General features: G+C 32.5%; 22 protein-coding genes. 21 read left to right on the top strand and 1 reads right to left on the bottom strand.

Features of this window, described 5'->3' with window-relative positions; translation table 11 throughout:
• The first annotated feature begins 43 nt into the window (after positions 1–43).
• The 20 genes from NQ558_RS08505 (at position 44) to mgsA (ending at position 22,700) form a co-directional block, all read left to right on the top strand.
• Positions 44–394: a BofC C-terminal domain-containing protein gene (locus NQ558_RS08505; protein ID WP_040447030.1), complete on the top strand. Its 351-nt coding sequence runs from the start codon at positions 44–46 to the stop codon at positions 392–394.
• A 71-nt stretch (positions 395–465) separates the two neighbouring features.
• A complete protein-coding gene (locus NQ558_RS08510) occupies positions 466–1,683 on the top strand; it encodes a BaiN/RdsA family NAD(P)/FAD-dependent oxidoreductase (RefSeq protein WP_005362659.1) in 1,218 nt (405 codons plus the stop codon).
• Positions 1,680–3,272 (top strand): NAD(P)/FAD-dependent oxidoreductase, encoded by a 1,593-nt coding sequence (locus NQ558_RS08515; protein WP_005362658.1) that lies wholly within the window; start codon positions 1,680–1,682, stop codon positions 3,270–3,272. Before NQ558_RS08510 ends, NQ558_RS08515 begins: the two co-directional genes overlap by 4 nt.
• A 114-nt stretch (positions 3,273–3,386) precedes the next feature.
• On the top strand, positions 3,387–4,571 hold the full coding sequence (locus NQ558_RS08520; protein ID WP_040447028.1) for a hypothetical protein: 1,185 nt from the start codon (positions 3,387–3,389) through the stop codon (positions 4,569–4,571).
• 22 nt (positions 4,572–4,593) lie between these two features.
• Positions 4,594–4,821 carry a DUF896 domain-containing protein gene (locus NQ558_RS08525; protein WP_040447027.1) on the top strand — a complete coding sequence of 76 codons (228 nt, stop codon included), beginning with the start codon at positions 4,594–4,596 and terminating at the stop codon, positions 4,819–4,821.
• A gap of 12 nt (positions 4,822–4,833) precedes the next feature.
• Positions 4,834–5,361 (top strand): 5-formyltetrahydrofolate cyclo-ligase, encoded by a 528-nt coding sequence (locus NQ558_RS08530; RefSeq protein WP_005362655.1) that lies wholly within the window; start codon positions 4,834–4,836, stop codon positions 5,359–5,361.
• A 48-nt stretch (positions 5,362–5,409) separates the two neighbouring features.
• Positions 5,410–6,816, top strand: coding sequence for a tRNA (N6-isopentenyl adenosine(37)-C2)-methylthiotransferase MiaB (gene miaB, locus NQ558_RS08535; RefSeq protein ID WP_005362654.1), 1,407 nt, complete (start codon positions 5,410–5,412; stop codon positions 6,814–6,816).
• 1 nt (position 6,817) lies between these two features.
• Positions 6,818–9,511 carry a DNA mismatch repair protein MutS gene (mutS, locus tag NQ558_RS08540; RefSeq protein ID WP_005362653.1) on the top strand — a complete coding sequence of 898 codons (2,694 nt, stop codon included), beginning with the start codon at positions 6,818–6,820 and terminating at the stop codon, positions 9,509–9,511.
• A 78-nt stretch (positions 9,512–9,589) separates the two neighbouring features.
• The gene (gene mutL, locus NQ558_RS08545; protein WP_005362652.1) at positions 9,590–11,653 is read left to right on the top strand and encodes a DNA mismatch repair endonuclease MutL; all 2,064 of its coding nucleotides are present in this window, start codon (positions 9,590–9,592) and stop codon (positions 11,651–11,653) included.
• Positions 11,654–11,668: 15 nt separating this feature from the next.
• Positions 11,669–12,619 carry a tRNA (adenosine(37)-N6)-dimethylallyltransferase MiaA gene (miaA, locus tag NQ558_RS08550; RefSeq protein WP_005362651.1) on the top strand — a complete coding sequence of 317 codons (951 nt, stop codon included), beginning with the start codon at positions 11,669–11,671 and terminating at the stop codon, positions 12,617–12,619.
• Position 12,620: 1 nt separating this feature from the next.
• Positions 12,621–13,910 carry a methionine gamma-lyase family protein gene (locus tag NQ558_RS08555; protein WP_005362650.1) on the top strand — a complete coding sequence of 430 codons (1,290 nt, stop codon included), beginning with the start codon at positions 12,621–12,623 and terminating at the stop codon, positions 13,908–13,910.
• Between the two features lie 105 nt (positions 13,911–14,015).
• Positions 14,016–14,711, top strand: coding sequence for a RadC family protein (gene radC / locus NQ558_RS08560; RefSeq protein ID WP_005362649.1), 696 nt, complete (start codon positions 14,016–14,018; stop codon positions 14,709–14,711).
• Between the two features lie 9 nt (positions 14,712–14,720).
• Positions 14,721–15,767 carry a rod shape-determining protein gene (locus NQ558_RS08565; RefSeq protein ID WP_005362648.1) on the top strand — a complete coding sequence of 349 codons (1,047 nt, stop codon included), beginning with the start codon at positions 14,721–14,723 and terminating at the stop codon, positions 15,765–15,767.
• A 30-nt stretch (positions 15,768–15,797) separates the two neighbouring features.
• Positions 15,798–16,649, top strand: coding sequence for a rod shape-determining protein MreC (gene mreC / locus NQ558_RS08570; RefSeq protein ID WP_005362647.1), 852 nt, complete (start codon positions 15,798–15,800; stop codon positions 16,647–16,649).
• Positions 16,650–16,651: 2 nt separating this feature from the next.
• On the top strand, positions 16,652–17,185 hold the full coding sequence (gene mreD, locus NQ558_RS08575; protein ID WP_005362646.1) for a rod shape-determining protein MreD: 534 nt from the start codon (positions 16,652–16,654) through the stop codon (positions 17,183–17,185).
• A gap of 127 nt (positions 17,186–17,312) precedes the next feature.
• The gene (locus NQ558_RS08580) at positions 17,313–20,000 is read left to right on the top strand and encodes a penicillin-binding transpeptidase domain-containing protein (RefSeq protein ID WP_005362645.1); all 2,688 of its coding nucleotides are present in this window, start codon (positions 17,313–17,315) and stop codon (positions 19,998–20,000) included.
• 60 nt (positions 20,001–20,060) lie between these two features.
• Entirely contained in the window at positions 20,061–20,858 is a 798-nt protein-coding gene (minD, locus tag NQ558_RS08585; RefSeq protein WP_005362644.1) for a septum site-determining protein MinD, read from the top strand.
• Positions 20,855–21,100, top strand: a complete 246-nt coding sequence (minE, locus tag NQ558_RS08590) for a cell division topological specificity factor MinE (protein WP_005362643.1) — start codon at positions 20,855–20,857, stop codon at positions 21,098–21,100. The genes minD and minE overlap by 4 nt, the downstream gene beginning before the upstream one ends.
• Positions 21,101–21,135: 35 nt before the next feature.
• Entirely contained in the window at positions 21,136–22,287 is a 1,152-nt protein-coding gene (locus NQ558_RS08595) for an FtsW/RodA/SpoVE family cell cycle protein (RefSeq protein WP_195557318.1), read from the top strand.
• A 14-nt stretch (positions 22,288–22,301) separates the two neighbouring features.
• Positions 22,302–22,700, top strand: a complete 399-nt coding sequence (gene mgsA / locus NQ558_RS08600) for a methylglyoxal synthase (RefSeq protein ID WP_005362641.1) — start codon at positions 22,302–22,304, stop codon at positions 22,698–22,700.
• A gap of 98 nt (positions 22,701–22,798) precedes the next feature.
• Here the strand turns inward: mgsA and NQ558_RS08605 are convergent, their stop codons facing one another.
• Positions 22,799–23,011 (bottom strand): DUF378 domain-containing protein, encoded by a 213-nt coding sequence (locus tag NQ558_RS08605; protein WP_005362640.1) that lies wholly within the window; start codon positions 23,009–23,011, stop codon positions 22,799–22,801.
• 207 nt (positions 23,012–23,218) lie between these two features.
• On the opposite strand from NQ558_RS08605, the gene NQ558_RS08610 reads away from it, so the two are divergent.
• Entirely contained in the window at positions 23,219–24,604 is a 1,386-nt protein-coding gene (locus NQ558_RS08610) for a biotin/lipoyl attachment domain-containing protein (protein WP_005362633.1), read from the top strand.
• Positions 24,605–24,610: the final 6 nt, after the last annotated feature.

Consider the following 24,610-nt stretch of genomic DNA (forward strand, 5'->3'; position numbering starts at 1 on the left):
AAATTACAGAATATGTAAAAAATATATGCAAGGAGTTGAAAAAATGAGTAAACGTGCATATATTTTTTATTTACTGGTATTAATTATAGGTTTTGGAATTGCTTATGTATCAGGAATTAGATTTGGAACAAACAATAATGTAAATAAATACACCGAAAATAAGTCTATTAATACTAATTCATTAACAGATGAAAATTCTGAAGTAGAAGGTTATTGGATTATAGCTGTAGACAATAAATTAAATGTTTACAAAAAAGACAAGAAAACAATCATGGCTGAAACAGATATAGATATTTCAGACTTTTCCTTAAAGGAAAAAAACATGTTACAAAACGGAGTTTATTACGAAAACGCAGAGGAGTTGTTTAAGTATCTTGAGTCAAATACCAGCTGATACTACAATGCCTAACATATAAAGCTTGAAAATGAATATATAAAGATAACAATAAAAAATAAGGATGAAATATGGATGTAATAATAATAGGTGCCGGTGCTTCCGGACTTATGGCTGCGATTACTGCTGCAAATCAGGGAGCAAAGGTTACTGTAATAGAACATGAAAATAAGCCGGGCAAGAAGATTCTTGTTACAGGTAATGGAAAATGTAATATTACAAATACAAAAATGAATGAAGAGTGCTTTTATGGCAACAAAAATTTTATAAAAAATGTATTAGACAACTTTGGATATAAAGACACCATTGAATTTTTTATGTCATTGGGAATGAGAACTAAGGATAAGAACGGATATATTTATCCTGCAGGAGAACAGGCAGCAACAGTTCTTGAAATTTTAAGAATTACCGCTGAAAATCTTGGGGTGAAAATTAAAACAAATAATAATGTTAATTCTGTAAAATATAGGGATAGAAAGTTTTTGGTAGATATAGGAATTGAATTACAGTGTGATAAGCTTATTGTTGCCACTGGAGGAATGGCTGCTCCAAAAACAGGATCCACAGGATTAGGATATCCTTTGGCTGAACAGTTTGGTCATACAATTGTTGAAACAAAGCCTGCACTTACAGCTTTAATTACTGAAAAAGACTTACTTAATAAGGCGGCAGGTGTAAGAACAACAGCCAATATATGGTTTGAAAATAGTGCCAGGAAAAAAGACGAAAATTCTAATGAGGCTAATAAATATTCTGAAACAGGGGAATTACAGATTACAGATTATGGCATATCCGGAATACCTGTTTTTAACATAAGCAGAATGGCCACTAAGGGAACATTAATACATATTGATTTTATTCCTGATTATTCAATAAATGACATTGTTGAATATTGGGCAAAAACATCTGATTACAATCCTAAAATTCAGTTAGGCACAGTAATGGATGGAATGTTAAATACAAAGATTACAGCAGTTATGCTTGAAAAAGCATGTATAAAATATAATTGTTTGCTTGGAGAGTTACATTTAGATGAAACCCTTAATTTGCTTAAATTGTTAAAGGATTATCAGATTGTTGTAAATAAGCCAAGAGATTTTAATTTTGCTCAGGTTACGGCTGGCGGAGTAAGCACGGAAGAGGTTAATAGTCTGACTATGGAATCAAAAAAACAGCCGGGATTATATTTTGCAGGAGAAATACTTGATGTAGATGGCATATGCGGAGGCTATAATTTACAGTTTGCCTGGGCAACAGGAGCTACTGCCGGAAGGAATTGTGTAGAATGAAATTTATAAAAGTATCAAATATTAAAATTAACGTGGACGAAAGCGTGGATAAAGCTTTTGAAAAAGCAATTAAGGAAGCAGGAATCAATAACAAAGACATTATTGAGCAAAAAATAGTTAAATATTCAATTGATGCAAGACATAAAGATAGTATTAAAAAGTTATATACAATAGGTTTTAAAATAAAAAAATATAACAAGAATAGGAAAAATGTTGTTGTCCTTGACAGGGAACCTGAATATGAATTTGTGCCAACAGGAACAGAAAAACTAAAAAACAGACCTGTTATTGTAGGCTTTGGCCCTGCAGGAATGTTTTGCGGATATATGCTTGCAATGTATGGTTACAAGCCAATTATTGTTGAAAGAGGAAGTAAGGTTGACCAAAGACTTAAGAAAATAGAAGAATTCTGGTCTACAGGAAAACTTGATGAAAATTCAAATGTTCAGTTTGGAGAAGGCGGTGCAGGAACCTTTTCAGATGGCAAATTAAATACGGGAATAAAGGATAAAGAAAATAGAATAAATTTAGTTTTGAAAACTTTTGTGGAAAATGGAGCAAAAGAAAACATTCTCTATGATGCAAAACCACACGTAGGCACGGACATACTTTCAGTTGTTGTAAAAAATATGCGTAAATATATTGAAAGTAAAGGCGGGACATTTTTTTTTGACACTGAAATGACTGATTTTACAACAGAAAATAATGTTCTAAAGGCTGTTAAACTTAGCAATGGGGAAGAAATAGAAACAAATATTTGTGTACTTGCCATAGGGCATAGTGCAAGAGATACCTTTGAAATGATTTTCAATAAAGGCATAAATATGGAACAGAAACCTTTTGCCATAGGTGTAAGAGTTGAACATCCTCAGGAAAAGATAAACAAAAGTCAGTACGGCTTTAATGATAACCGTTTAGGAGCTGCAAGCTACAAACTTACATATAAAACGGACAACGGACGTGGAGTTTACTCTTTCTGTATGTGCCCCGGAGGATTTGTTGTAAATGCAGCTTCTGAAAAGGAAACATGCGTAGTTAACGGAATGAGTTATAGTAAGCGTGACAGCAGAAATGCCAACAGTGCCATTGTAACAACTGTAACACCACAGGATTATCCATCAAAACATCCTTTGGCAGGAGTGGAATTTCAAAGAAAATTAGAGAGAAAAGCTTTTGCTGAAGGAAATGGAAATATTCCAATTCAAAGACTGGAAGATTTTAGAAATAATAAAAAAACAGAGGCACTTGGAAAAATCACCCCTGAAATAAAAGGAAAATATTCTTTTGGTAATTTAAATAATGTATTGCCTGAATATGTTTGTAAATCCATAAGTGATGCAATGGAATATTTTGAAAGAAAGATAGAGGGCTTTAATGACAATGACACAATAATGTCAGCAGTTGAAAGCAGAACATCATCCCCTGTAAGAATAATAAGAGATGAAAATTACCAGTCAAATGTTAGGGGACTTATTCCTGCAGGCGAGGGTGCAGGATATGCGGGAGGAATAACATCTGCTGCAATAGATGGGATAAAAATATTTGAATTTATTGGCAAAAATTTTCACAAACCGGAAGATTTTTGTTAGGGCATAATAATGACTTTTTCGTGAAAATGTAGTATTATATAAAGATGTATTTTTCTTGTGTAAGGCAAGATATAAATGGAACGCATTAGAGAGAACTTAATTAAGGAGAGTTTAATGAATATACGTTTTTTGGCACAGTCTGAATATTTTAATGGAATCCACATAAAGGATGACATTATTTTAGAAAAAGAATATGAACAGGGACGTTTTACAAATCTTCCAAGAGTCAGATATTATCTGTATTATCTGGAAGAGAACGTAAGAAAGGAGGTTATGCCTCATTCTGAAAAGGTTGATGTATTTGAACTTACTGATTGTCAATATGAACCTGAATATCTTTATTTTACAGAAATAGATGATATGTTAGATGGCAGACAGACTTTCAATATTATTAAATACAATATTACGGATCATACTCATACAAAGATTATTTCACTTAAAGACAATATGGAACTGTATCCTGACCAGAAGCAGATTAAGATTTTTATTTTGGATGACTCTAATTTGATTATTCAGAGAGCAACATTAAAAGAATTTGAATCAGGATATAAGGAATTTTTCAATTATTCTCATCTGCTTTTTAATTTTGTAAAGAACAAGCAGATTCCAATTAGCGATGAAAATATTGCTCATAACGGTATTGATTATATGTTTCCGTTTAATGAAACAAGCTGTGTAATGAAGACGGGAAATTCTTTATTTAAACATAACAGACATGATAGAATTTCAAAGGATGAGGCACCTGTTGAGTCACTTTATGTTATAAATATTCAGCAGTTTATAAGTGACTTACAGCTTGAACAACCGAACCTTGTTTTAAGTGCAATTGACCAGTCTTTTTATGATGCAACACTTATTCGTTCAAAAAAGATTGACAAATACTTAATATATTCAAAATATAATTATGATAAAAATGACGAAACAGTTATTTTTTACAATATTGAAACAAAGGAAAATTTTACTTGCATAAATAAGACAACTAAGGACCATTCCTTGCTGAAAAATGCGACGGTAATAGAGGGCATCCCATATATGATTACTGAAAATTCATCAGGAACCCAGTTCTTTAATCTTATTTCAAATGAAATTGATACAACTTATACGGATGAATATAAGATTCGATACATTAACGATACAACAATTGTATCCACATTTATAGAAAAAAGTTTGTTTGGCAAGGAGAAAGAGTATGTAACAATACATAAGTATCCGTCAAAGAGAGTTATTGTTCAGGAGAAGGGGCAATATATCGGAGCAATTTCTTCGAACAACCAGACAACGTATATTTTCTTAAAATAAATATAATGAAATGGAGAAAGCAATGGATAAGTTAAAGATAGCAAGAATAAATGAATTATACAAAAAATCTAAAACAGAAGGTTTAACAGAGACAGAAAAGGAAGAGCAGAAACAGCTTCGTAATGAATATAGAATGGCCGTTATTAATAATCTTCACTCATCACTTAATAATGTAAGTATTGAAAATGAAGATGGAACAATAACAGAATTAAAAACAAAAGTAATAACAAAAGAGATTAGAAATAATTAAAAGGACACTAAAATGACAGATAAAAAGCAGCTTAGGAAAGAGCTTATTGCAAAAAGAAAAAAAATGACTGATGAAGAATTTTCAAAGAAAAGTCTTCGTATATGTAACAGACTTTTAAATAATAGTCAGTATTTAAAAAGCAAAGTAATATATTGTTATTATAGTGTAAATAAAGAGGTTGATTTATTGCCTTTTATAAAGCAGGCTTTAGAAGATGGAAAGATTATAGCTTTTCCTAAAGTAAAAGGACAAAATATGGACTTTTTTGAAGTCAAATCTTTAGAAGAATTAGAACCGGGATATTTTAATATTCCGGAGCCACCAGAAACCACCCCGGCTCCAAAAGGAGACTTGATTATTGTACCGGGAGTGGCTTTTTCTAAGAAAGGGGAAAGACTTGGATATGGTGGTGGCTTTTATGACCGTTTTTTGGAACATCATAAGGTTTATACTATTGGAGTAGCATATGATTTTCAAATTATGAACAGCCTGCCAACAGAAGAACACGACAGGAAACTTAACGAAATAATAACCAATTAAAATAATTGTATTAGATATAAAAAGAAAAAATAGAAATAGGAGAGAAACATGAGTTTTACCAACGAAACAGACAAGCAGAAATACTATATAGAAAAGTGCAGGGAACTTATTGCAGCCAAGGAACAGAAACTTGGAAGAAAGTTAACTGCCTGTGTTGTAACATTCGGATGTCAGATGAATTTTAAGGATTCAGAGAAATTAATGGGAATTTTAAGCCAGATAGGATATCAGGAAACAGATGATGAACATGCTGATCTTGTTTTATACAACACATGTACAGTAAGAGAAAATGCCAATCTTAAGATTTATGGCAGATTAGGTTATTTATCTAAAATAAAAGAGAAAAATCCTGAAATGATTATTGGTTTATGTGGTTGTATGATGCAGGAACCACAGGTTGTTGAAAAGCTAAATAAAAGTTATAGATTTGTGGATATTATTTTTGGAACACATAATGTTTTCCAGTTAGCTGAACTTTTATATGACAGATTAATTGGAGGACATAGGATTGAGGATATTTGGGATGGAACAACAGAAATAGTTGAAGACCTTCCAACAATAAGAAAATATGACTTTAAATCAGGTGTAAATATTATGTATGGATGTAATAACTTCTGCAGTTACTGTATTGTTCCATATGTAAGAGGAAGGGAAAGAAGCCGTAATCCTGAAGACATTGTTAAAGAAGTTGAAGAACTTGTATCTAACGGTGTTGTTGAAGTAATGCTTTTAGGACAGAATGTTAACTCTTATGGTAAAACTTTGGATAATCCTATTTCATTTGCCAAGCTTCTTGAAATGGTTGAACAGGTAGAAGGTCTTGAAAGAATCAGATTTATGACTTCTCATCCAAAGGATTTGTCAGATGAATTAATAGAAGTTATGGCAAAATCAAAAAAGATTTGTAAACAGATGCATCTTCCTCTTCAGTCAGGAAGCAGCAGATTGTTAAAGATAATGAACAGACATTATGATAAGGAACAGTATCTTACTTTAGTTGACAAATTAAGAGCGGCTATTCCTGACATTGGAATTTCAACAGATATTATTGTTGGTTTTCCGGGAGAAACAGATGAAGACTTTGAGGAAACTCTTGATGTTGTAAGAAAAGCAAGATACGACTCAGCATTTACATTTATTTATTCAAAGCGTTCAGGTACACCTGCGGCTACAATGCCTGATCAGGTTCCTGAAGATGTAGTAAAAGAGAGATTTGACAGACTTTTAAATCTTGTAAATGAGATTTCAAGGGAGAAAACTAAACATTTAGAAGGAACTGTACAATCAGTTCTTGTTGAGGAATTAAATAAGAAGATTCCGGGATATGTAACAGGTAGATTAAGCAACAACAGTGTTGTTCATTTTGAAGGTTGTAAGGAACTTATTGGAAAAATAGTAGACGTTAATTTAAAAGAGGCAAAAGGCTTCTATTATATGGGAGAAATGGTGAAATAAAATGGCTTTACCAAAAATGATGCAGGATGTATGGGATAATCATCTTGATTCCCTTACGCCAATGATGAAAATGTATTTAGAAACGAAGAAACAGCATGATGATTGCATAATTTTCTATAGATTAGGTGATTTCTATGAAATGTTTTTTGATGATGCTACAACTGCTTCTAAGGAAATGGAAATTACATTAACAGGAAAAAGCTGTGGTTTGGAAGAAAGAGCACCAATGTGTGGTGTTCCGTATCATGCAGTTGATTCATATATTAACCGACTTGTAACAAAAGGATATAAGGTTTGTATTGTTGAACAGACCGAGGATCCGGCACAGGCTAAGGGACTTGTAAAACGTGAAGTTGTGAGAATCGTTACACCGGGTACTAATCTTAACACTGCCGCAATGGATGAGGGGAGAAATAATTACATTATGTCCATAGCATATATAGGCGGTAAGTTTGGGATTTCCATAGCAGATGTTACAACAGGTGATTATTATGTTACGGAAGTTACAACTGAAAGAAATGTAGTTGATGAAATTAATAAGTTTATGCCAAGCGAAATAATATGCAATCATTCATTTTTGATGAGTGGTATGGATATAGATGATTTAAAAGACCGACTTTCAATATCAGTTTTTGAATTGGAAGAATGGTATTTTGATGAAGAAATCTGTAGTGATGTTTTAAAAGAACACTTTGGAATGGTTGATTTGGCAGGACTTGGTATTTCAAATATGAGCCTTGGAATCATTGCTTCAGGTTCACTTCTTAAGTATTTATATGAAACACAGAAAAATTCCCTGTCACATATGACTAAGCTTATTCCTTATTCAACAAGTACATTTATGATTCTTGATACTTCAACAAGAAGAAATTTGGAATTATGCGAAACATTAAGAGAGAAGCAAAAGAAAGGTTCTCTGCTTTGGGTTTTGGATAAAACAAAAACGGCGATGGGAGCAAGAACTTTAAGAAATTATATTGAACAGCCTCTTATTTCAAAAGAAGAAATTATAAACAGACAGAAAGTTATTGAAGAATTAAACAAGTCTATGATTACAAGAGATGAGTTAAGAGAATATCTTGCACCAATTTATGACTTGGAAAGACTTTTAAGCAAGATTTCTTACCGTTCAGCCAATCCTAGAGATTTAATTGCTTTTAAAACATCTCTTTCAATGTTGCCACATATTAAGAATATAATAATGGATTTCAAATCTCCATTGTTTAAAGATATATATAACAGATTAGATGTTCTTGAAGATATTACAACGCTTATAAGTGAGTCAATTATGGATGATCCACCAATTAATATTAAGGAAGGTGGAATTATAAGAACAGGCTATAATGAAGAAATTGACAGATTAAGAAATGCAAAAACAGAAGGTAAAACCTGGCTTGCAGAAATGGAAGCGTCTGAGAAAGAAAGTACAGGCATTAAGAACCTTAAAATTAAATATAATAAAGTTTTTGGATATTACATAGAGGTTTCTAATTCCTTTAAGGACCAAGTTCCTGATTATTATGTAAGAAAACAGACTTTAACTAACGCAGAAAGATATACAACTGACAAGTTAAAAGAACTTGAAGATGTTATTATGGGGGCTGAGGATAAGTTATTCTCTTTGGAATACAATATTTTTACTGCAATTAGAGATGAAATATTTAATCAGATTAACAGAATTCAGCAAACAGCAAAAGCTGTTGCACAGATTGATGTTTTTGCATCTCTTGCATTTGTGGCTGACAGAAATCATTATGTTAAGCCTAAAATAAATGAAAAAGGTGTTATAGATATTAAGGACGGCAGACATCCTGTTGTTGAAAAAATGATGCCTGACAATACATTTATTGCTAATAATACATTTCTTGACATGAATAATAACAGACTTGCAATTATAACAGGCCCTAACATGGCAGGAAAGTCTACATATATGCGTCAGACAGCATTAATTGTACTTATGGCCCAGATTGGTTCTTTTGTTCCTGCAAAATATGCAAATATATCAATATGCGATAAGATTTTTACAAGAGTAGGTGCATCAGATGACTTGGCAAGTGGTCAGAGTACATTTATGGTAGAAATGACAGAAGTTGCAAATATACTTAGAAATGCTACAGCCAACAGCCTTCTTATTTTGGATGAAATAGGTCGTGGCACAAGTACTTTTGACGGTTTAAGTATTGCCTGGGCTGTTGTTGAGCATATTTGTGATAAAAAATTATTAGGTGCAAAAACATTATTTGCCACACATTATCACGAACTTACAGAACTTGAAGGAACTTTACCGGGAGTGAACAACTATTGTATAAGTGTTAAGGAACAGGGAGATGATATTGTTTTCTTAAGAAAGATTGTGGCTGGTGGCGCTGATAAGAGTTATGGCATTCAGGTTGCAAAACTTGCAGGTGTGCCTGAGTCTGTTTTAAACAGAGCAAAGGAACTTGTTAATGAATTAAGCAATGCTGACATAACTGTTAAGGCTAAAGAGATTGCAGCAAATCTTCAACCGGGAAATAATGTTCTTCCTACCATGAATGACGATTTAGAAGCTCATCAGATGACGTTGTTTGATACAGTAAGGGAAGATGATATTATAAAGGAATTACAGGAAATAGACCTTGGAACCATGACACCTATTGAGGGGTTGAATTATTTATATAAACTTCAAAACCAGCTAAAAAACAGATGGCAGTAATAATAACTAATCAGGCAGTATAAGAGTAAAGTTGGAACAAGGACAGGATAAAGGCTAAGATTAAGTAGGAGACAAGGTATGAGTAAAATTCATGTTTTAGATCAAAATACAATAAACCAGATAGCAGCAGGCGAGGTGATTGACAGACCTGCATCTATTGTTAAGGAACTTATGGAAAATGCAATAGATGCAGGAGCTACAATGATATCCGTTGAAATTAAAGATGGTGGTACATCATTAATAAGAATTACCGATAACGGTTCAGGCATTGAAAAAGATGATATTAAAGTGGCTTTTTTAAGACATGCCACAAGTAAGATTAAAACAGCTCTTGACCTTATAAGTGTATCATCCCTTGGATTTAGAGGTGAGGCATTATCAAGTATTGCTTCTGTTTGTCAGGTTGAACTTATAACAAAGACTGAAGATGCCATAACAGGTATCAGATACAAAATCGAAGGTGGAAAAGAAGTAACTTTCGAAGAAATAGGTGCACCTGAGGGAACAACTTTTATTGTAAAGAATATATTCTTTAACACTCCTGCCAGAAGAAAATTTTTAAAAACTGCCCAGACAGAAGCAGGTTACATTTCTGAAATAGTAGAAAAGATAGCTTTATCACATCCTGAAATATCAATTAGTTTTATTAATAATAATCAAACTAAGATTCATACATCAGGCAATGGTAATTTAAAAGATGTTATTTATAATATTTACGGAAGAGATATTGCAAACAATCTGTTAGAAATAAACTGCAGTAATGAATTTATTAAGATGACAGGCTATATTGGCAAGGCAATAATCTCAAAAGGTAATAGAAGTTTTGAAAACTATTTTATAAATGGCAGATATATTAAAAATAATATTATTTCAAAGGCAATTGAAGATGGTTACAAGTTTATTCTAATGCAGCATAAGTATCCCTTTACAGCAATTAATTTTGAAATAGACCAGGATTTGTTAGATGTTAATGTGCATCCGGCAAAAATGGAATTGCGTTTTAGAAAAGGTGAGGCGATTTATCCTTTTATTATGGATAGCATTCACGATACTCTTGTTGAAAAGCCTAATATAATTAAGGTTGAGTTAAATGAGGAAAAGCCTAATGAAGAAAAAATAGCCAGAGCACCGGAACCTTTTGAAAAAACAAGAACAGAGATAAATCATATTCTTGGCGATGTACCTGATTACAAAATGGCTGAAAATTTTATAAAAAGTATTAACGATGAAAACATTAAAATCGAAGATATTAAGAAACAAAATATTAGAGAAGAAAATAATTATGCTGTTGATACACGAAAAGAAAAAACAGAACAAAAATCAGATATTCTGACGGAAATCAATGATGTAGTTATAAAAAATAATAATCAGGAAACAAAAAATACACATTTTTCTGATATAAGTAAAAATATTGAAGAAAATTCAAATTTATCAGAAGGTTCGGAAATTAAAAATATAGGAAATGAAATAAAGGAACCTGAAAATATAAAGGAAGAAAAAAAATCAAAGCCTATCCAACAGGAACTTTCAGGAGTATACGATGACTTTCTTACAAATGTGGCAAGACCGTCTCATAGATTGGTAGGTCAGGTTTTTGAAACATATTGGATAGTTGAGTATGATGGCAAGATGTATATTATTGACCAGCATGCAGCCCATGAGAAAGTAATGTTTGAAAAGCTTATGGACAGGCTTTCTAAGAAAGAAGTTTCATCACAGATGATTAATCCGCCTATTATTTTGAATTTGTCTTTAAATGAGGCAAATCTTATAAATAAATATATGGATAACTTTAAAGAGATAGGCTTTGAAATCGAAGCTTTTGGTGGACAGGATTTTGCAGTCAGGGCCGTACCGGCAGATTTATATACTTTGGACAGTTACGATGTTTTAATGCAGATTATTGATAACTTGTCTAATGAAAATGGAAGAATGGTTCCTGATATGATTACCGAAAAAATAGCTTCAATGTCATGTAAGGCAGCAGTAAAGGGAAACAATAAAATGTCTACACAGGAGGCAAATGCATTAATAGACCAGTTGCTTTCATTGGAGAATCCTTATAACTGTCCTCATGGAAGACCTACAATTATATCAATGAGTCATTATGAATTGGACAAAAAATTCAAGAGAATTGTATAGGAGCCTAAAATAAAAATGAACAATTTAGTAATAATAACAGGACCTACCGCTGTTGGAAAAACAGAAATATCAATTGAACTTGCCAAGGCCATAAACGGCGAAATTATAAGTGCAGATTCCATTCAGGTATATAAATATATGGATATAGGTTCTGCCAAAATAAAAAAAGAAGAAATGCATGGCATAAAGCATTATCTTATAGATGAATTTGAGCCTGATGATGAATTTAATGTTAATGTATTCCAAAAGCTTACAAAGAAATACATTAATGAAATTTATGAAAAAGGGAAAACGCCTATTATAGTAGGTGGAACAGGTTTTTATATTCAGTCTGTTTTGTATGACATTGATTTTGACGAAACAGAAGATAATCATGAATATAGAAAGACTTTGGAACAGATTTATAAAGATAAAGGTGTCCAATATCTTTATAATATGCTTAAAGAGGTTGATGAAGAATCAGCCAAGGCAATACATTATAATAATGTTAAAAGAGTAATAAGGGCTCTTGAATATAATCATCAGACAGGAAAGAAGATTTCAGACCATAATAAAGAACAGCGTGAACATGCTTCTCCATATAATTTTAAATATTTTGTTTTAAATGATAAGAGAGAGCTACTTTATTCACGAATAAATAAAAGAGTTGATTTTATGATTAAGGAAGGTCTTGTGGATGAAGTAAAAAGTCTTTTGGATAAAGGCTATGACAGAAATCTTGTATCAATGCAGGGCATTGGTTATAAAGAGATTATTGAATATTTAGACGGAAAGATTTCATTGGATGAGGCAGTGGAATTAATAAAGAAGAACACAAGGCATTTTGCGAAAAGACAGTTGACCTGGTTTAGGCGTGAAAAAACAGTTACCATGGTAAACTGGGATGAATATGATTATGACAAAAATAAGTTATTGGCATGTATGCTTAAAGACTTAAGAGAAATTAATATAATAAAGGATAAATAAAATGATTAATAAGATTAAAGAAATGTATAAGCAGCAGGGAATATCTGAACAGGTTTATGATTTTTCAGAAAAAATTTGTGCTGATTTGGAAGAAAGATTTAAGAAAGTAGACAAGATTGCAGAATATAATCAGTTAAAAGTTATTGGTGCCATGCAGAAAAATAAAGTTGCCGAAGCACATTTTAATACTACAACAGGTTATGGATATAATGATTTAGGAAGAGAAACTTTAGAAAAAGTTTATGCAGATGTTTTTCATACAGAGGATGCATTAGTAAGACCACAGATTACATGTGGAACTCACGCATTGGCACTTGCCCTTTCTGCTAATTTAAGACCAAATGACAAATTAGTATATATTTCAGGAAAGCCTTACGACACACTGGAAGAAGTTATTGGAATCAGACCTTCCAACGGCAGTCTTGCAGAATATGGTGTCAAATATGATCAGGTTGACCTTTTAGAAAATGGTGAATTTGATTTTGAAGGAATTAAAGAGAAAATTACTAACGATGTTAAAGTTGTAGGAATCCAGCGTTCAAAGGGTTATGCCACAAGACCAACATTATCTGTTGAAAAAATAGGTCAGGCAATTAAAGCTGTTAAAGAAATTAATCCAAACATTATTGTTATGGTAGATAACTGTTATGGAGAGTTCGTAGAAGAAATAGAGCCATCAGATGTTGGAGCAGACATGATTGTCGGCTCTCTTATAAAAAATCCGGGTGGCGGGCTTGCTCCTATTGGTGGATATATTTGTGGAACAAAACAGTGTATTGAAAATTGCTCATATAGACTTACAACACCGGGACTTGGAAAAGAAGTTGGAGCAAACCTCGGTGTAATGAGTTCATTTTATCAGGGACTTTTCCTTGCACCAAATGTAGTTGCATCAGCTTTGAAGGGTGCAATATTTGCTGCAAACTTATTTGAAAAGTTTAATTTTAATGTCATTCCTGACGGAAAAGAGTCAAGACACGATATTATTCAGGCAATTGAATTTGGAAATCCTGATTGCGTAATTGCTTTTTGCAAGGGAATTCAGGCAGCGGCCCCTGTTGACAGCTATCTGACTCCTGAACCTTGGGATATGCCGGGATATGATGCACCGGTAATTATGGCAGCAGGTGCTTTTGTGTCAGGTTCATCAATTGAACTTAGTGCAGATGGACCTATTAAACCACCATATGCAGTGTATTTCCAGGGCGGTTTGACATGGCATCATGCAAAACTTGGAATACTAAAAGCTTTCCAGAATATGGTTGATGACGGATTAATTACATTAAAGTAACATTTTTGAATTAACTGTCTTTTATTGTAAAAAACGTATACACAACTTTTTTATTGTGCTAATATATATGGGTGCCTTGTATTTGGAGAGAAGGAATGGAGGCATATGAACAATATAAAAGATTTACCGGTTAATGACAGACCTTATGAGAAGTGTTTTGCAAAAGGTCCTGAATATTTAACTGACGTGGAGTTACTTGCAGTAATTTTGAGAACAGGAACAAATGGCATCAGTTCATTTGAATTATCCAAAGATATTTTGTCACACAAATCTCAAAATGGTAAACAGGATTTGCTGGCAATAATGCATATGACAAAGGAACAACTTCTGAGTATTAAGGGAGTTGGCATGGTTAAGGCAGTTCAGATTATGTGTGTAAGGGAACTTGTAAGACGCATATCATCAGTAAAGGCAAAGGATTCTATCCAATATAATATTCCGTCAACAATTGCAGATTATTATATGGAACAGCTAAGACATTTAGAACAGGAGAATCTTGTTGTAATGTTTTTGGATACTAAATGCCATTTAATTAAGGATATGACAATAACTAAAGGAACAGTTAATCAGTCCCTGATTTCGTCAAGGGAGATTTTTGTTGAGGCTTTAAGATGCGATGCTGTGAATATTATACTTATACATAATCATCCAAGTGGAGACTGTACTCCAAGCAGAGATGACATGGCAAGCACATTAGCAATTAGTAAAGCAGGCAAAATTATAGGAATTAACGTTTTAGATCACATTATAATAGGGGACAGAAGTTATTCAAGTCTAAGAGAATTAAAACTTATGAAATAACTTCTTAAAATGAAAGGACAGATTATGAGTCGTAGTGTTTTTGGAATTGATTTTGGTACAAGCACCATAAAAATTTACAATGGTTTAACCAAAACAGTAATAACAGAAAAAGACATAATAGCTATAAAGAATAAAACACAATTATTTGAGTTTGGTGATGAGGCATTGAAAATGTATGAAAAAACACCACCTAACATTAACATTATTTTTCCAATTAAGTATGGAGTTATAGCAGATTTAAAGAATATGAAGCTTTTGTTTGAAAGCTTTTACAAGAAGATAACTAAGGCAAGCGGTAGCAAGATGGGAAGATTTTGTATTGCAGTACCTACAGACATTACAGAAGTTGAAAAAAGAGCTTTTTACGATGTGGTCGCAAAGTCTGACATTAAAGCACGCGAAATAAAAATTGTTGAAAAACCTATTGCAGATGCAGTAGGATTACAGATAGACATGAACAGCCAGAAGGGAAATCTTATAGTAAACATAGGGGCAGATACAACTGAGATTTCCGTTATTTCAATGGGAGGTATTGTTGTCAGCAGAATAATTAAATTAGGTGGAAACAATATTGACCAGATGATTTGTGATGTTGTAAAAAGAAGATACAATATATATATTGGATTAAGGACAGCAGAAAAGATAAAGATTGCATTGGCTGATGCTATTTATTCAGAAGATGAAAATAACGAAAATGATATTTTATATGTTTTTGGAAGAAATGTTATTACAGGACTTCCATCTGAAAGAGCTGTTGCAAAGGATACAATTTGCGAGGCAATTAAACCGTTTTTTGATGAGATGGTTGATTCCATAAAGACTATATTGGAAAGAACACCACCTGAACTTTCAGCTGATATACTTGAAACAGGAATGTACTTAACAGGAGGCTCAGCATCAATTAGAAATTTAGACAAGCTTATTGCACAGGAAACTGACTTAAAGGTTAATACAGTTAAGAATCCTGAAGCGTCAGTTATAAGAGGAATTTCCTTAATTGTATCAGACTCACAGTATAAGAAGTTAATGTATGAGCCAAAACAGAGTTCATTCTAGAAAGATAAAATATAAAGGATATGATTGATTATGAAAAAACCATCTAACTTTAAAGTAAAACCAAAAATTTTAATATCACTTTTAACATTATTATGTGTTGTATGCTTAATTTTGTCGGCCATTGTTCCGTCATTTTCAAAGCCTTTTAAGTTTGCTACGGGAATTATGGTAGTTCCTTTGCAGGAAGGTGTAAACAGAATCGGCACATGGTTTACTGACAAGGAAGAATTAATGAAGTCAGTAAAGAAACTTAAAAGTGAAAATAAAAAATTAAATGAAAAGGTAGACGAATTAACAGAAGAAAACAGTCTTTTAGCACAGAATAAGTACAAGTTAGACAGATTGGAAGAGTTATACAATCTTGATAATGAATATTCAAAGTATAAAAAAGTGGCTGCTTCTGTTATTGGAAAAGACACAGGTAATTATTTTAATATTTTCACAATTGATAAAGGTTCTTCTGATGGAATACAGGAGGGTATGAATGTTATAAGTGGTGGTGGCCTTGTTGGTATAGTTTCCGATGTAGGGCGTAACTATGCTAAGGTTAGAGCCATAATTGATGATGAAAGTGGTGTTAGTGCTTCATTTGCAAATACTTCTGACTCAGCCATTGTAAGTGGTGACTTGAAGAAGATTGATGAGGGGCTAATTAATATTACTGGAATTGACATTAATGCTGAAGTTTCAGCAGGAGACATGGTTGTTACATCACAAATAAGTGATAAGTTTCTTCCCGGAATACTTATTGGTTATGTGAAATCAGTATCAAAGGATTCTACAGGACTTACAAAGTCAGGAACTTTAATACCTGTAGTTGACTTTAAACATATAAATGAGGTACTTGTTATAAAACAGCTTAAAGAAAGTTTGAAGGACTAAATATGAAACGTAGAGTATTGAACATTGTAATTACAGGTGCAATTATTATTGTATCATTTGTTCTTCAAAGCTATTTGTCATTAGTCAGCGGACAGTCTTTTGTAGTACCTAATCTACTATTAATTGTAACAAGCATATTTGGATTCATAAAGGGGTCAAACTATGGAAGTGTTACAGGATTGTTCTGCGGTCTTTTGGTAGACGTGGCTTTTGGAGATGTAATAGGATTGTTTGCACTTATATACATGTATATAGGATTTATAAGTGGTGTCTTTAAGAAGATATTATATAGTGACCATATATTTATGCCAATGCTTGTAGTATTTGTAAACGATTTTTTATATAATCTTGCATATTATGTGTTTAGATTTTTACTGAGAAATAAGTTAGACTTTTCATATTATTTTGAAAAAGTAATTTTACCAGAAATGATTTTTACAACATTTCTAACACTAATTTTCTATAAACTATTTTGTTTATTAGATGAAAAAATATTGAGAGAAAAACAGGAGAATAGGTTTAGTTTTGATAAGTGATTTTTTTTATACGATATCTAAAATTATAAAATCAAGAATTTTTATTGTAAGTCTATTTATAATAGGGCTGTTTGCCGTACTTTTATATAGAGTATTCGATTTACAGATTATAAACGAGAATTACTATATGAGTACCTACATTCAGAAAACAGAGAAAACAATATACAAATCAGGAACAAGAGGAAAAATTCTTGACAAAAGCGGTAAAGTATTGGCATATGATGCTTTGTCTTATGCAGTTACTATTGAAGATAAAATTGACAGTTCAGATACAAAAAATTCCCAGCTTAATCACATTGTAAGTCAGACCATCGATATTATTGAAAAATATGGTGACAAGGTTACTGTTGATTTTCCAATAAGTCTTACAAAGGATGGCAAATGGGAATACAATATTACCTCCGAAGCAGGAATACTTCGCTTTAAAAAGAATGTTACAAGTAATGACTGCAAAGTTAAGGATGTAGACTATACTAATGCAACAGCTCCGGAAATGATGAACTATTTAAAAAATCAGTTCTTTGAAGTTACAGGTGATGTGGATAATGATAAACTTTTAAAAATCATCTCAATCCGTTATAACATTTATCTGCATTCCGGGCAGAAATATATAACAACGACAGTTGCTCAGAATGTTTCAAAGGAAACAATGGTTGCAATTCAGGAAAACGCTTCCACATTAAAAGGTGTTAAGGCTGAAGAACAGAACATTAGAAAATATAATGACAGCCTGTACTATGCACCAATTCTTGGATATACAGGAACAATTTCTGAAACTCAGCTTGAAGAATTTAATGCTCAGGGAAAAAACTATATTAGTAGCGATGTTGTTGGTAAGGCTGGTTTAGAGTCTGCTTATGAAGATTATCTTCAGGGAACCCGTGGGGAACAGAAAGTTTTTATAGATAGTACAGGTAAGGTGCTTAGTACAGTGTCTGAGAAAGATTCCACGGAAGGTAATGATGTATATCTGACAATAGACAGCAAACTTCAGAAAGCAACATATAAACTTTTGGAAAAGAAGATTGCTTCAATTCTTATTTCTGAAATAGTTAATTATGATGTTAATGAAGATGCCGAAACAGACGATGACATTCATTACATTCCTGTTAAGAAAGTTTATTCACAGCTTGTGGCTAATAATGTTGTAAGTCTTAAGAAACTTTCAAGGAAGTCAGCTACATCTAATGAAAAGAAAGTAAATAAAGAATATAAAAAAGCAGTATCAGATGTTGTGAAGGTTATTAAGTCCCAGTTAAATTCTGACAAAGGCAAAGTATACAATGATGCAAGCAAAGAGTATCAGGAATACTATGATTATATTTATGACCTTTTAAAGAATGATGGAATACTTCTTACATCATCTATTGATAAAAAGGATAAAACATATAATAACTATGTTGATGGAAAAATAAGCATAAATGAGTTTATTAAATATTCAATAAAGAAGAATTGGATTAATATTGAAGGACTTCATGTAAGCGATGCTTATTTGTCTGCAGATGAAACTTATAATCTTTTAAGGGATTATATAGTTGAAGATATGAGTAGTAACACTTCTTTTGGTAAGAAAGTTATGTATTACAGAATATATGACGGCACAATTCACAGTAGCGAAATATTAATGCTTCTGTTTGATCAAAACATTTTACAGGAAGATGAACAAGCGTACAGCCAGTTACAGACATATAATTCAACGTATAATTATAGTTTCATTATTAAACAGATTAAAAAGCTGAATATTACACCTGCTCAGATTGCACTTGATCCGTGTTCAGGCTCAATTGTTGTAACTGATCCTAATAACGGACAGATAAGAGCTCTTGTAACATACCCAAGTTATGATAACAACATGCTTTCAGGTACAGTTGATCCTGATTACTGGCAGCAACTTGTTGAGGATCAGTCAGATCCTTTATATAACAGGGCCACACAAGGTGCAACAGCCCCGGGTTCAACATTCAAGATGACAACGACTATGGCAGCTATGGAAAACGATGTGGTGGGTCAGTATGAAACAGTAGTTGATAAAGGCAAGTTTGAAAAAGTAACACCTTCACCTAAGTGTTGGATTTATCCGTCAGCACATGGCGCTGAAAATGTTATGAATGCCATTGCAGATTCATGTAACTATTTCTTTTACGAAATGGGTTACAGACTTGGAACAGTAAATGGAAAATATGACAGTGCAACAGGACTTAAAAAGATTGAACCATATGCAACAAAGCTTGGTCTTAATATGAAGTCAGGTGTAGAAATCACAGAAAGAGAACCACATTTTTCGACAGAAAGTGCTATTCATTCCGCTATTGGACAGGGCAGTAATGCATATACACCGGTGCAGCTTGCAAGATATGTTTCAACAATAGCCAACGGTGGAAAGAATTACAGCCTTACATTAATAAATAAAGTTGTAGATAAAGATGGCAAAACAGTATACAAGAAGAAAGCGGAATTAACTAATACAGTTAAAGCTTCAAGTAGTACATGGGATGCCATTCATACAGGTATGAGAGAAGTAGTTACAGTTGGAACGGTACGTAATTATTTTACTGATACAAAGATTAAGATTGCCGGAAAATCCGGTACAGCTCAGGAAAACTTACACAGAAACTCTCATTCATTATTTGTGGCATATGCACCTTACAATAAACCTAAACTTGGTGTAGTTGCCATAATTCCTTTTGGCAATTCGTCACATGATTCTGCTGAGCTTGCAAAAAATGTGATTCAGTATTATTATGGTGAATTAAAAGATAAAGATTTAAATAAAGATGTACAAAAGCAGGATATTAAGAACACAACTCAAGACTAACCAGTCATTCCTGACTGAAAATACTAAAGATAATAGTCATTAATATTTTAGGAGGGAAAAATGAGTGAAGTAATTGTTGTTACATCAGGCAAGGGTGGTGTTGGAAAAACAACCATAACCGCAAACTTAAGCATTGCACTTTCAAAATTAGGGAAGAAAGTTATTGCAATTGATACTGATATTGGTCTTAGAAACTTAGATGTTGTCATGGGACTTGAAAATCACATAATTTACAATATTGTTGATGTTATAGAAGGTAATTGCAGATTACATCAGGCGATTATAAAGGACAGAAAACATAGTAATCTTTACCTTCTTCCAAGTGCCCAGTCTAAGGATAAGGATGCCATTAATCCTAACCAAATGGTGAATCTTGTGGAAAAGTTAAAAACACAGTATGATTATATTCTTATTGACTGTCCTGCAGGAATAGAACAGGGATTTAGAAATGCAATTGCCGCCGCAACAACGGCTGTGGTTGTAACTACACCTGAAGTTTCTGCAATAAGGGATGCAGACAGAATAATAGGTTTACTTGAAAAAGACGGTATGGCTTCAATATACCTGCTTGTAAATAAGCTTAGACCTGATTTAGTTAAAAAGGGAGATATGATGTCTTCGGAAGATGTTTCAGAAATATTGGGTTCTGAAATTATCGGTTGTATTAATGATGATGTTAATGTGGTAATTGCAACTAACAGAGGTGAAGCTTTAGTAGACCAGAATACATCAACAGGAAAGTCCTTAACCCACATAGCAGAAAAGTTAACAGGGGAAAAGATTTATATGGACAAGGACGAAAGAAGATTTTCTCTTCTGTTTTTTAGAAACATATTCAGCAGGGGGGAGATAAAATGATTTTTAGAAAATTATTTAAAAGAAGAAGATCTGGAACAATTGCAAGAGAAAGATTGCAGATTCTTCTTGTAACAGATAGAATAGGATGCAACCCCAATACAACAGAATCAATAAAAAATGATATTATTAATACTATTTCAAAGTATATTGATATTGATGTTGAAAATTGTATTGTAGAAATAAGACAGGAATCAGGGCCTTGCCTTATGGCAAGCATTCCAATCAAAGAGATTAAATGCTAAAAATGTGAAATATGCAAAAAAGAGGAAAAACATAAATGTTAAAAAAAGCCATTAATTTTATGAAAAATTACAAATTATCCAATTTTAATTTTAGATTATTTATATATGTTCTCGCTGTAACTGCAGTTGGAATATATGCAATAGGTAATGCAGCCGAGGCTGAAGGCTATCAGCTTAAACAGATTATAGGTTTGGTATTAAGTTTGGTAGTGCTTACAATATTCACGCTTATAAGTTACAAGTTTGTATTTAAATTTTACTGGGTTATATATGGAGTAATGATATTTTTCCTATTATTGGTTATGCTATTTGGTGAAACAAACCTTGGAGCAAAAAGATGGATTGATTTAGGTTTTACTCAATTTCAGCCATCGGAACTGGCAAAAATATTTCTGATTATTTTTATGGCAACGTATATTTACAAACATCAGGAAACTTTAAACACCTTTAAAACGTTAGCTACGGTTGTAGTTTTTTCAATAATTCCTATAGGTTTTATATATAAACAGCCGGATTTATCAACAACAATAGTTATTTTTATAACTTTTTGTGCTATAATGTTTCTATCGGGTGTTCATTATAAGATTATTACCGGAGTGTTGGTAACAACAATTCCGATAGCATTAGTAGTGGGATATATAGTTTTACAGCCAAGTAGTGGTATTTTGGCAGATTACCAGTATCAGAGAATCGAAAGCTTTTTAAATAAGGACAGTGATTCCCAGTCATCTAAGGATGATAAATGGCAACAGGAGAACTCTATTCTTGCCATTGGCTCAGGGGGCTTAACTGGTAAGGGTTTTAATGACAATGGAAATGTTCTTTCTGTAAAAGAAGGCAATTTCCTTCCTGAATCACATACCGACTTTATCTTCGCAATTGTAGGTGAAGAGTTAGGATTTGTGGGAGCTGCAGCTGTAATATTATTGTTATTTGCCATAGTTGTTGAATGTTTTATTACCGGTTCCAGGGCACCGACACTGCATGGAAGACTGTTTTGTTTCGGATTTGGTGTACTTTTGGGAGTGCAATCATTTGTTAACATAGCAGTTACAACTATGATTTTACCAAATACAGGTTTACCATTGCCTTTTGTAAGTTATGGATTGACATCATTAGTAAGTATGTACTGCGGAATAGGAATTGTACTTAACATAGGATTACAGAGAAATAAGGCACTTGTATAGATAGGAGGAGATTTATGAATATTGGATTAATTGCACATGATTCAAAGAAGAAATTAATGCAGAATTTTTGTATTGCGTATAGGGGGATTTTGTGTAAGCACACACTATATGCAACAGGTACTACAGGAAGATTAATTGAAGAAGCTGCAAATTTATCAGTGTATAAATATCTTGCAGGACATTTAGGTGGGGAACAACAGATGGCTTCACAGATTGAACAAAATCAGTTGGATTTACTTATTTTCTTAAGAGATCCACTTAATCCGAAGCGCCATGAACCTGATGTTCACAAGGCTGTACAGTTATGTGACATGCACAATATTCCACTTGCAACAAATGTTGCTACAGCTGAATTATTAATTAAGTCACTTGACAGAGGCGATTTGGAATGGCGTGAAATATATCGTGGCTAATTCCTATGCTTAAATAGAAAATAAGTCATTAAAATATAAAAGAGGTATTAATCTAATAATCATTTCATTAGATTAATACCTCTTTGTGTCGAGGAACCTTATTCCTCTCCAAAAGCAGAAATTCTGCCAAAAAGACTAATAAGATACAAGCCACATAGTCCGATAATGGCATATATTACTCTTGAAAGCCAAGTCATCTGTCCAAATAGAAAAGCCACAAGATCGAATTTAAAAAATCCAATCAGCCCCCAGTTTATTGCACCAATAATTACAAGGGTTAACATTGTATAATCAAAACATTTGGATTTCATTTTATTACCTCCTATGATTATATGTTCTTTTAGTATTTTTACCACAATTGATAAAAAAATACATAAAAATAAAATTTAATAAAACAATTGAAAAACTATGAAAAACTAATTAGAAAATCCACTAAAAAACTATTAAAAACGGTGGAAAATATTGACTAACCATTTAAATTATAAGATAATTAAGGTTAGGTTTAAGGAGCATGTTATATGAAGAAAAAGAACAAAAGGGTTGTCAGATATAAATCCCATATTAATTTAAATGCGGGCATAGTTATATTTGGACTTATTTCAATTTATCTGCTTGTAAATATTGTTATTTATTTTACAACAGAACGAACTGCTTTTTATGAAGTTATTTCAGGCTCAAATGCACAGGAGGCCAATGTTTCATATAATGGAATAGCCATAAGGAACGAGATTGTACAGAGTGCCCAGGATTCAGGATATATAGATTATTATGTAAGAGAAGGTTCCAGAGTATCTTTAAATACTACTCTTTACAGCATAGATTCCACAGGAGAGCTTAATAATCTTTTAAGTGAGGCAAGCAAGAAGAATCCTAAATTAAGCAGTGATAATATAGATACACTTGCAGGATTAATTTCAGATTATTGTAATAATTACAATGAAATGAATTATTCTGAAATATACAATTTTAAAACAAGTTTAAAGGGAACAGTTGTTGACCTTATTAATATGAACTCTTTGGAAAATATTGCCAAGGAGGAGGGGAACACCTTTTCAATTAACAATTCAGCCTCAACAGGCATTGTATTATATAGAATTGACAACTACGAAAATTTAAAACCAAAGAATTTAAAGGCAAGTTTATTTGACAAAAATTCATATGTTGATGTTAAATTTTCTTCAGGAACAAAAACTGAAAAAGGTAATCCTATTTATAAAACAGTTAATGATGAAGAATGGAGTATTGCTGTTCAGTTTACGAAGAAAGAAGCAAAGAAATATAAGAAAGTTAACGGTGTAAAAATAAAATTCTTAAAAGACGGTCTTACCACAACAGCCAATATTAAAGTTGTAAAAGGTCAGGACAGGAAATATTACGGAATAATTACACTTTCAAAATATATGATCAGATATGTTACAGACAGATTTATTAATATTCAGATTATTGATGATGTATCTAAAGGTTTAAAAATACCGAAAACCTCACTTGTTTCCAAGAGTTTGTATGTTATTCCTAAATCTTACGGTGCTGAAGGTGGAAATTCCGATAAGATTGGTTTTAACAGACAGGTTAAGGTAGAAGGAAAGATAACTAACGAGTTTTATTACCCTACAATAGCTTATTCTGATAAAGATAATTATTATGTTTCCACAGCACTTTTTGAAAACGGAGATGTATTAACGGCAATTGATTCAAGCGAACAATATATTATTGGAAAAACACAGGATTTTGTAGGTGTATATAATATAAATAATGGTTATACCGTTTTTGTCAGAGTTAATATATTAGAAAGCACTGACGAATATTATATTGTTAAACAGGGAGACATATATGGATTGTCTCTTTATGACAGGATTGTTTTAGATGGTTCAACAGTTTCTGAAAATCAGATTATTTTTCAATAAATAGGA

The sequence above is a fragment of the Eubacterium ventriosum genome (assembly GCF_025150745.1).
In the GTDB taxonomy this organism is placed as follows: Bacteria; Bacillota; Clostridia; order Lachnospirales; family Lachnospiraceae; genus Eubacterium_G; species Eubacterium_G ventriosum.

Bases quoted from the DNA above. Each gene is read 5' to 3' on its own strand.
- NQ558_RS08505 (WP_040447030.1), top strand. From the start codon at position 44: ATGAGTAAACGTGCATATATTTTTTATTTACTGGTATTAATTATAGGT.
- NQ558_RS08510 (WP_005362659.1), top strand. From the start codon at position 466: ATGGATGTAATAATAATAGGTGCCGGTGCTTCCGGACTTATGGCTGCG.
- NQ558_RS08515 (WP_005362658.1), top strand. From the start codon at position 1,680: ATGAAATTTATAAAAGTATCAAATATTAAAATTAACGTGGACGAAAGC.
- NQ558_RS08520 (WP_040447028.1), top strand. From the start codon at position 3,387: ATGAATATACGTTTTTTGGCACAGTCTGAATATTTTAATGGAATCCAC.
- NQ558_RS08525 (WP_040447027.1), top strand. From the start codon at position 4,594: ATGGATAAGTTAAAGATAGCAAGAATAAATGAATTATACAAAAAATCT.
- NQ558_RS08530 (WP_005362655.1), top strand. From the start codon at position 4,834: ATGACAGATAAAAAGCAGCTTAGGAAAGAGCTTATTGCAAAAAGAAAA.
- miaB (WP_005362654.1), top strand. From the start codon at position 5,410: ATGAGTTTTACCAACGAAACAGACAAGCAGAAATACTATATAGAAAAG.
- mutS (WP_005362653.1), top strand. From the start codon at position 6,818: ATGGCTTTACCAAAAATGATGCAGGATGTATGGGATAATCATCTTGAT.
- mutL (WP_005362652.1), top strand. From the start codon at position 9,590: ATGAGTAAAATTCATGTTTTAGATCAAAATACAATAAACCAGATAGCA.
- miaA (WP_005362651.1), top strand. From the start codon at position 11,669: ATGAACAATTTAGTAATAATAACAGGACCTACCGCTGTTGGAAAAACA.
- NQ558_RS08555 (WP_005362650.1), top strand. From the start codon at position 12,621: ATGATTAATAAGATTAAAGAAATGTATAAGCAGCAGGGAATATCTGAA.
- radC (WP_005362649.1), top strand. From the start codon at position 14,016: ATGAACAATATAAAAGATTTACCGGTTAATGACAGACCTTATGAGAAG.
- NQ558_RS08565 (WP_005362648.1), top strand. From the start codon at position 14,721: ATGAAAGGACAGATTATGAGTCGTAGTGTTTTTGGAATTGATTTTGGT.
- mreC (WP_005362647.1), top strand. From the start codon at position 15,798: ATGAAAAAACCATCTAACTTTAAAGTAAAACCAAAAATTTTAATATCA.
- mreD (WP_005362646.1), top strand. From the start codon at position 16,652: ATGAAACGTAGAGTATTGAACATTGTAATTACAGGTGCAATTATTATT.
- NQ558_RS08580 (WP_005362645.1), top strand. From the start codon at position 17,313: ATGAGTACCTACATTCAGAAAACAGAGAAAACAATATACAAATCAGGA.
- minD (WP_005362644.1), top strand. From the start codon at position 20,061: ATGAGTGAAGTAATTGTTGTTACATCAGGCAAGGGTGGTGTTGGAAAA.
- minE (WP_005362643.1), top strand. From the start codon at position 20,855: ATGATTTTTAGAAAATTATTTAAAAGAAGAAGATCTGGAACAATTGCA.
- NQ558_RS08595 (WP_195557318.1), top strand. From the start codon at position 21,136: ATGTTAAAAAAAGCCATTAATTTTATGAAAAATTACAAATTATCCAAT.
- mgsA (WP_005362641.1), top strand. From the start codon at position 22,302: ATGAATATTGGATTAATTGCACATGATTCAAAGAAGAAATTAATGCAG.
- NQ558_RS08605 (WP_005362640.1), bottom strand. From the start codon at position 23,011: ATGAAATCCAAATGTTTTGATTATACAATGTTAACCCTTGTAATTATT.
- NQ558_RS08610 (WP_005362633.1), top strand. From the start codon at position 23,219: ATGAAGAAAAAGAACAAAAGGGTTGTCAGATATAAATCCCATATTAAT.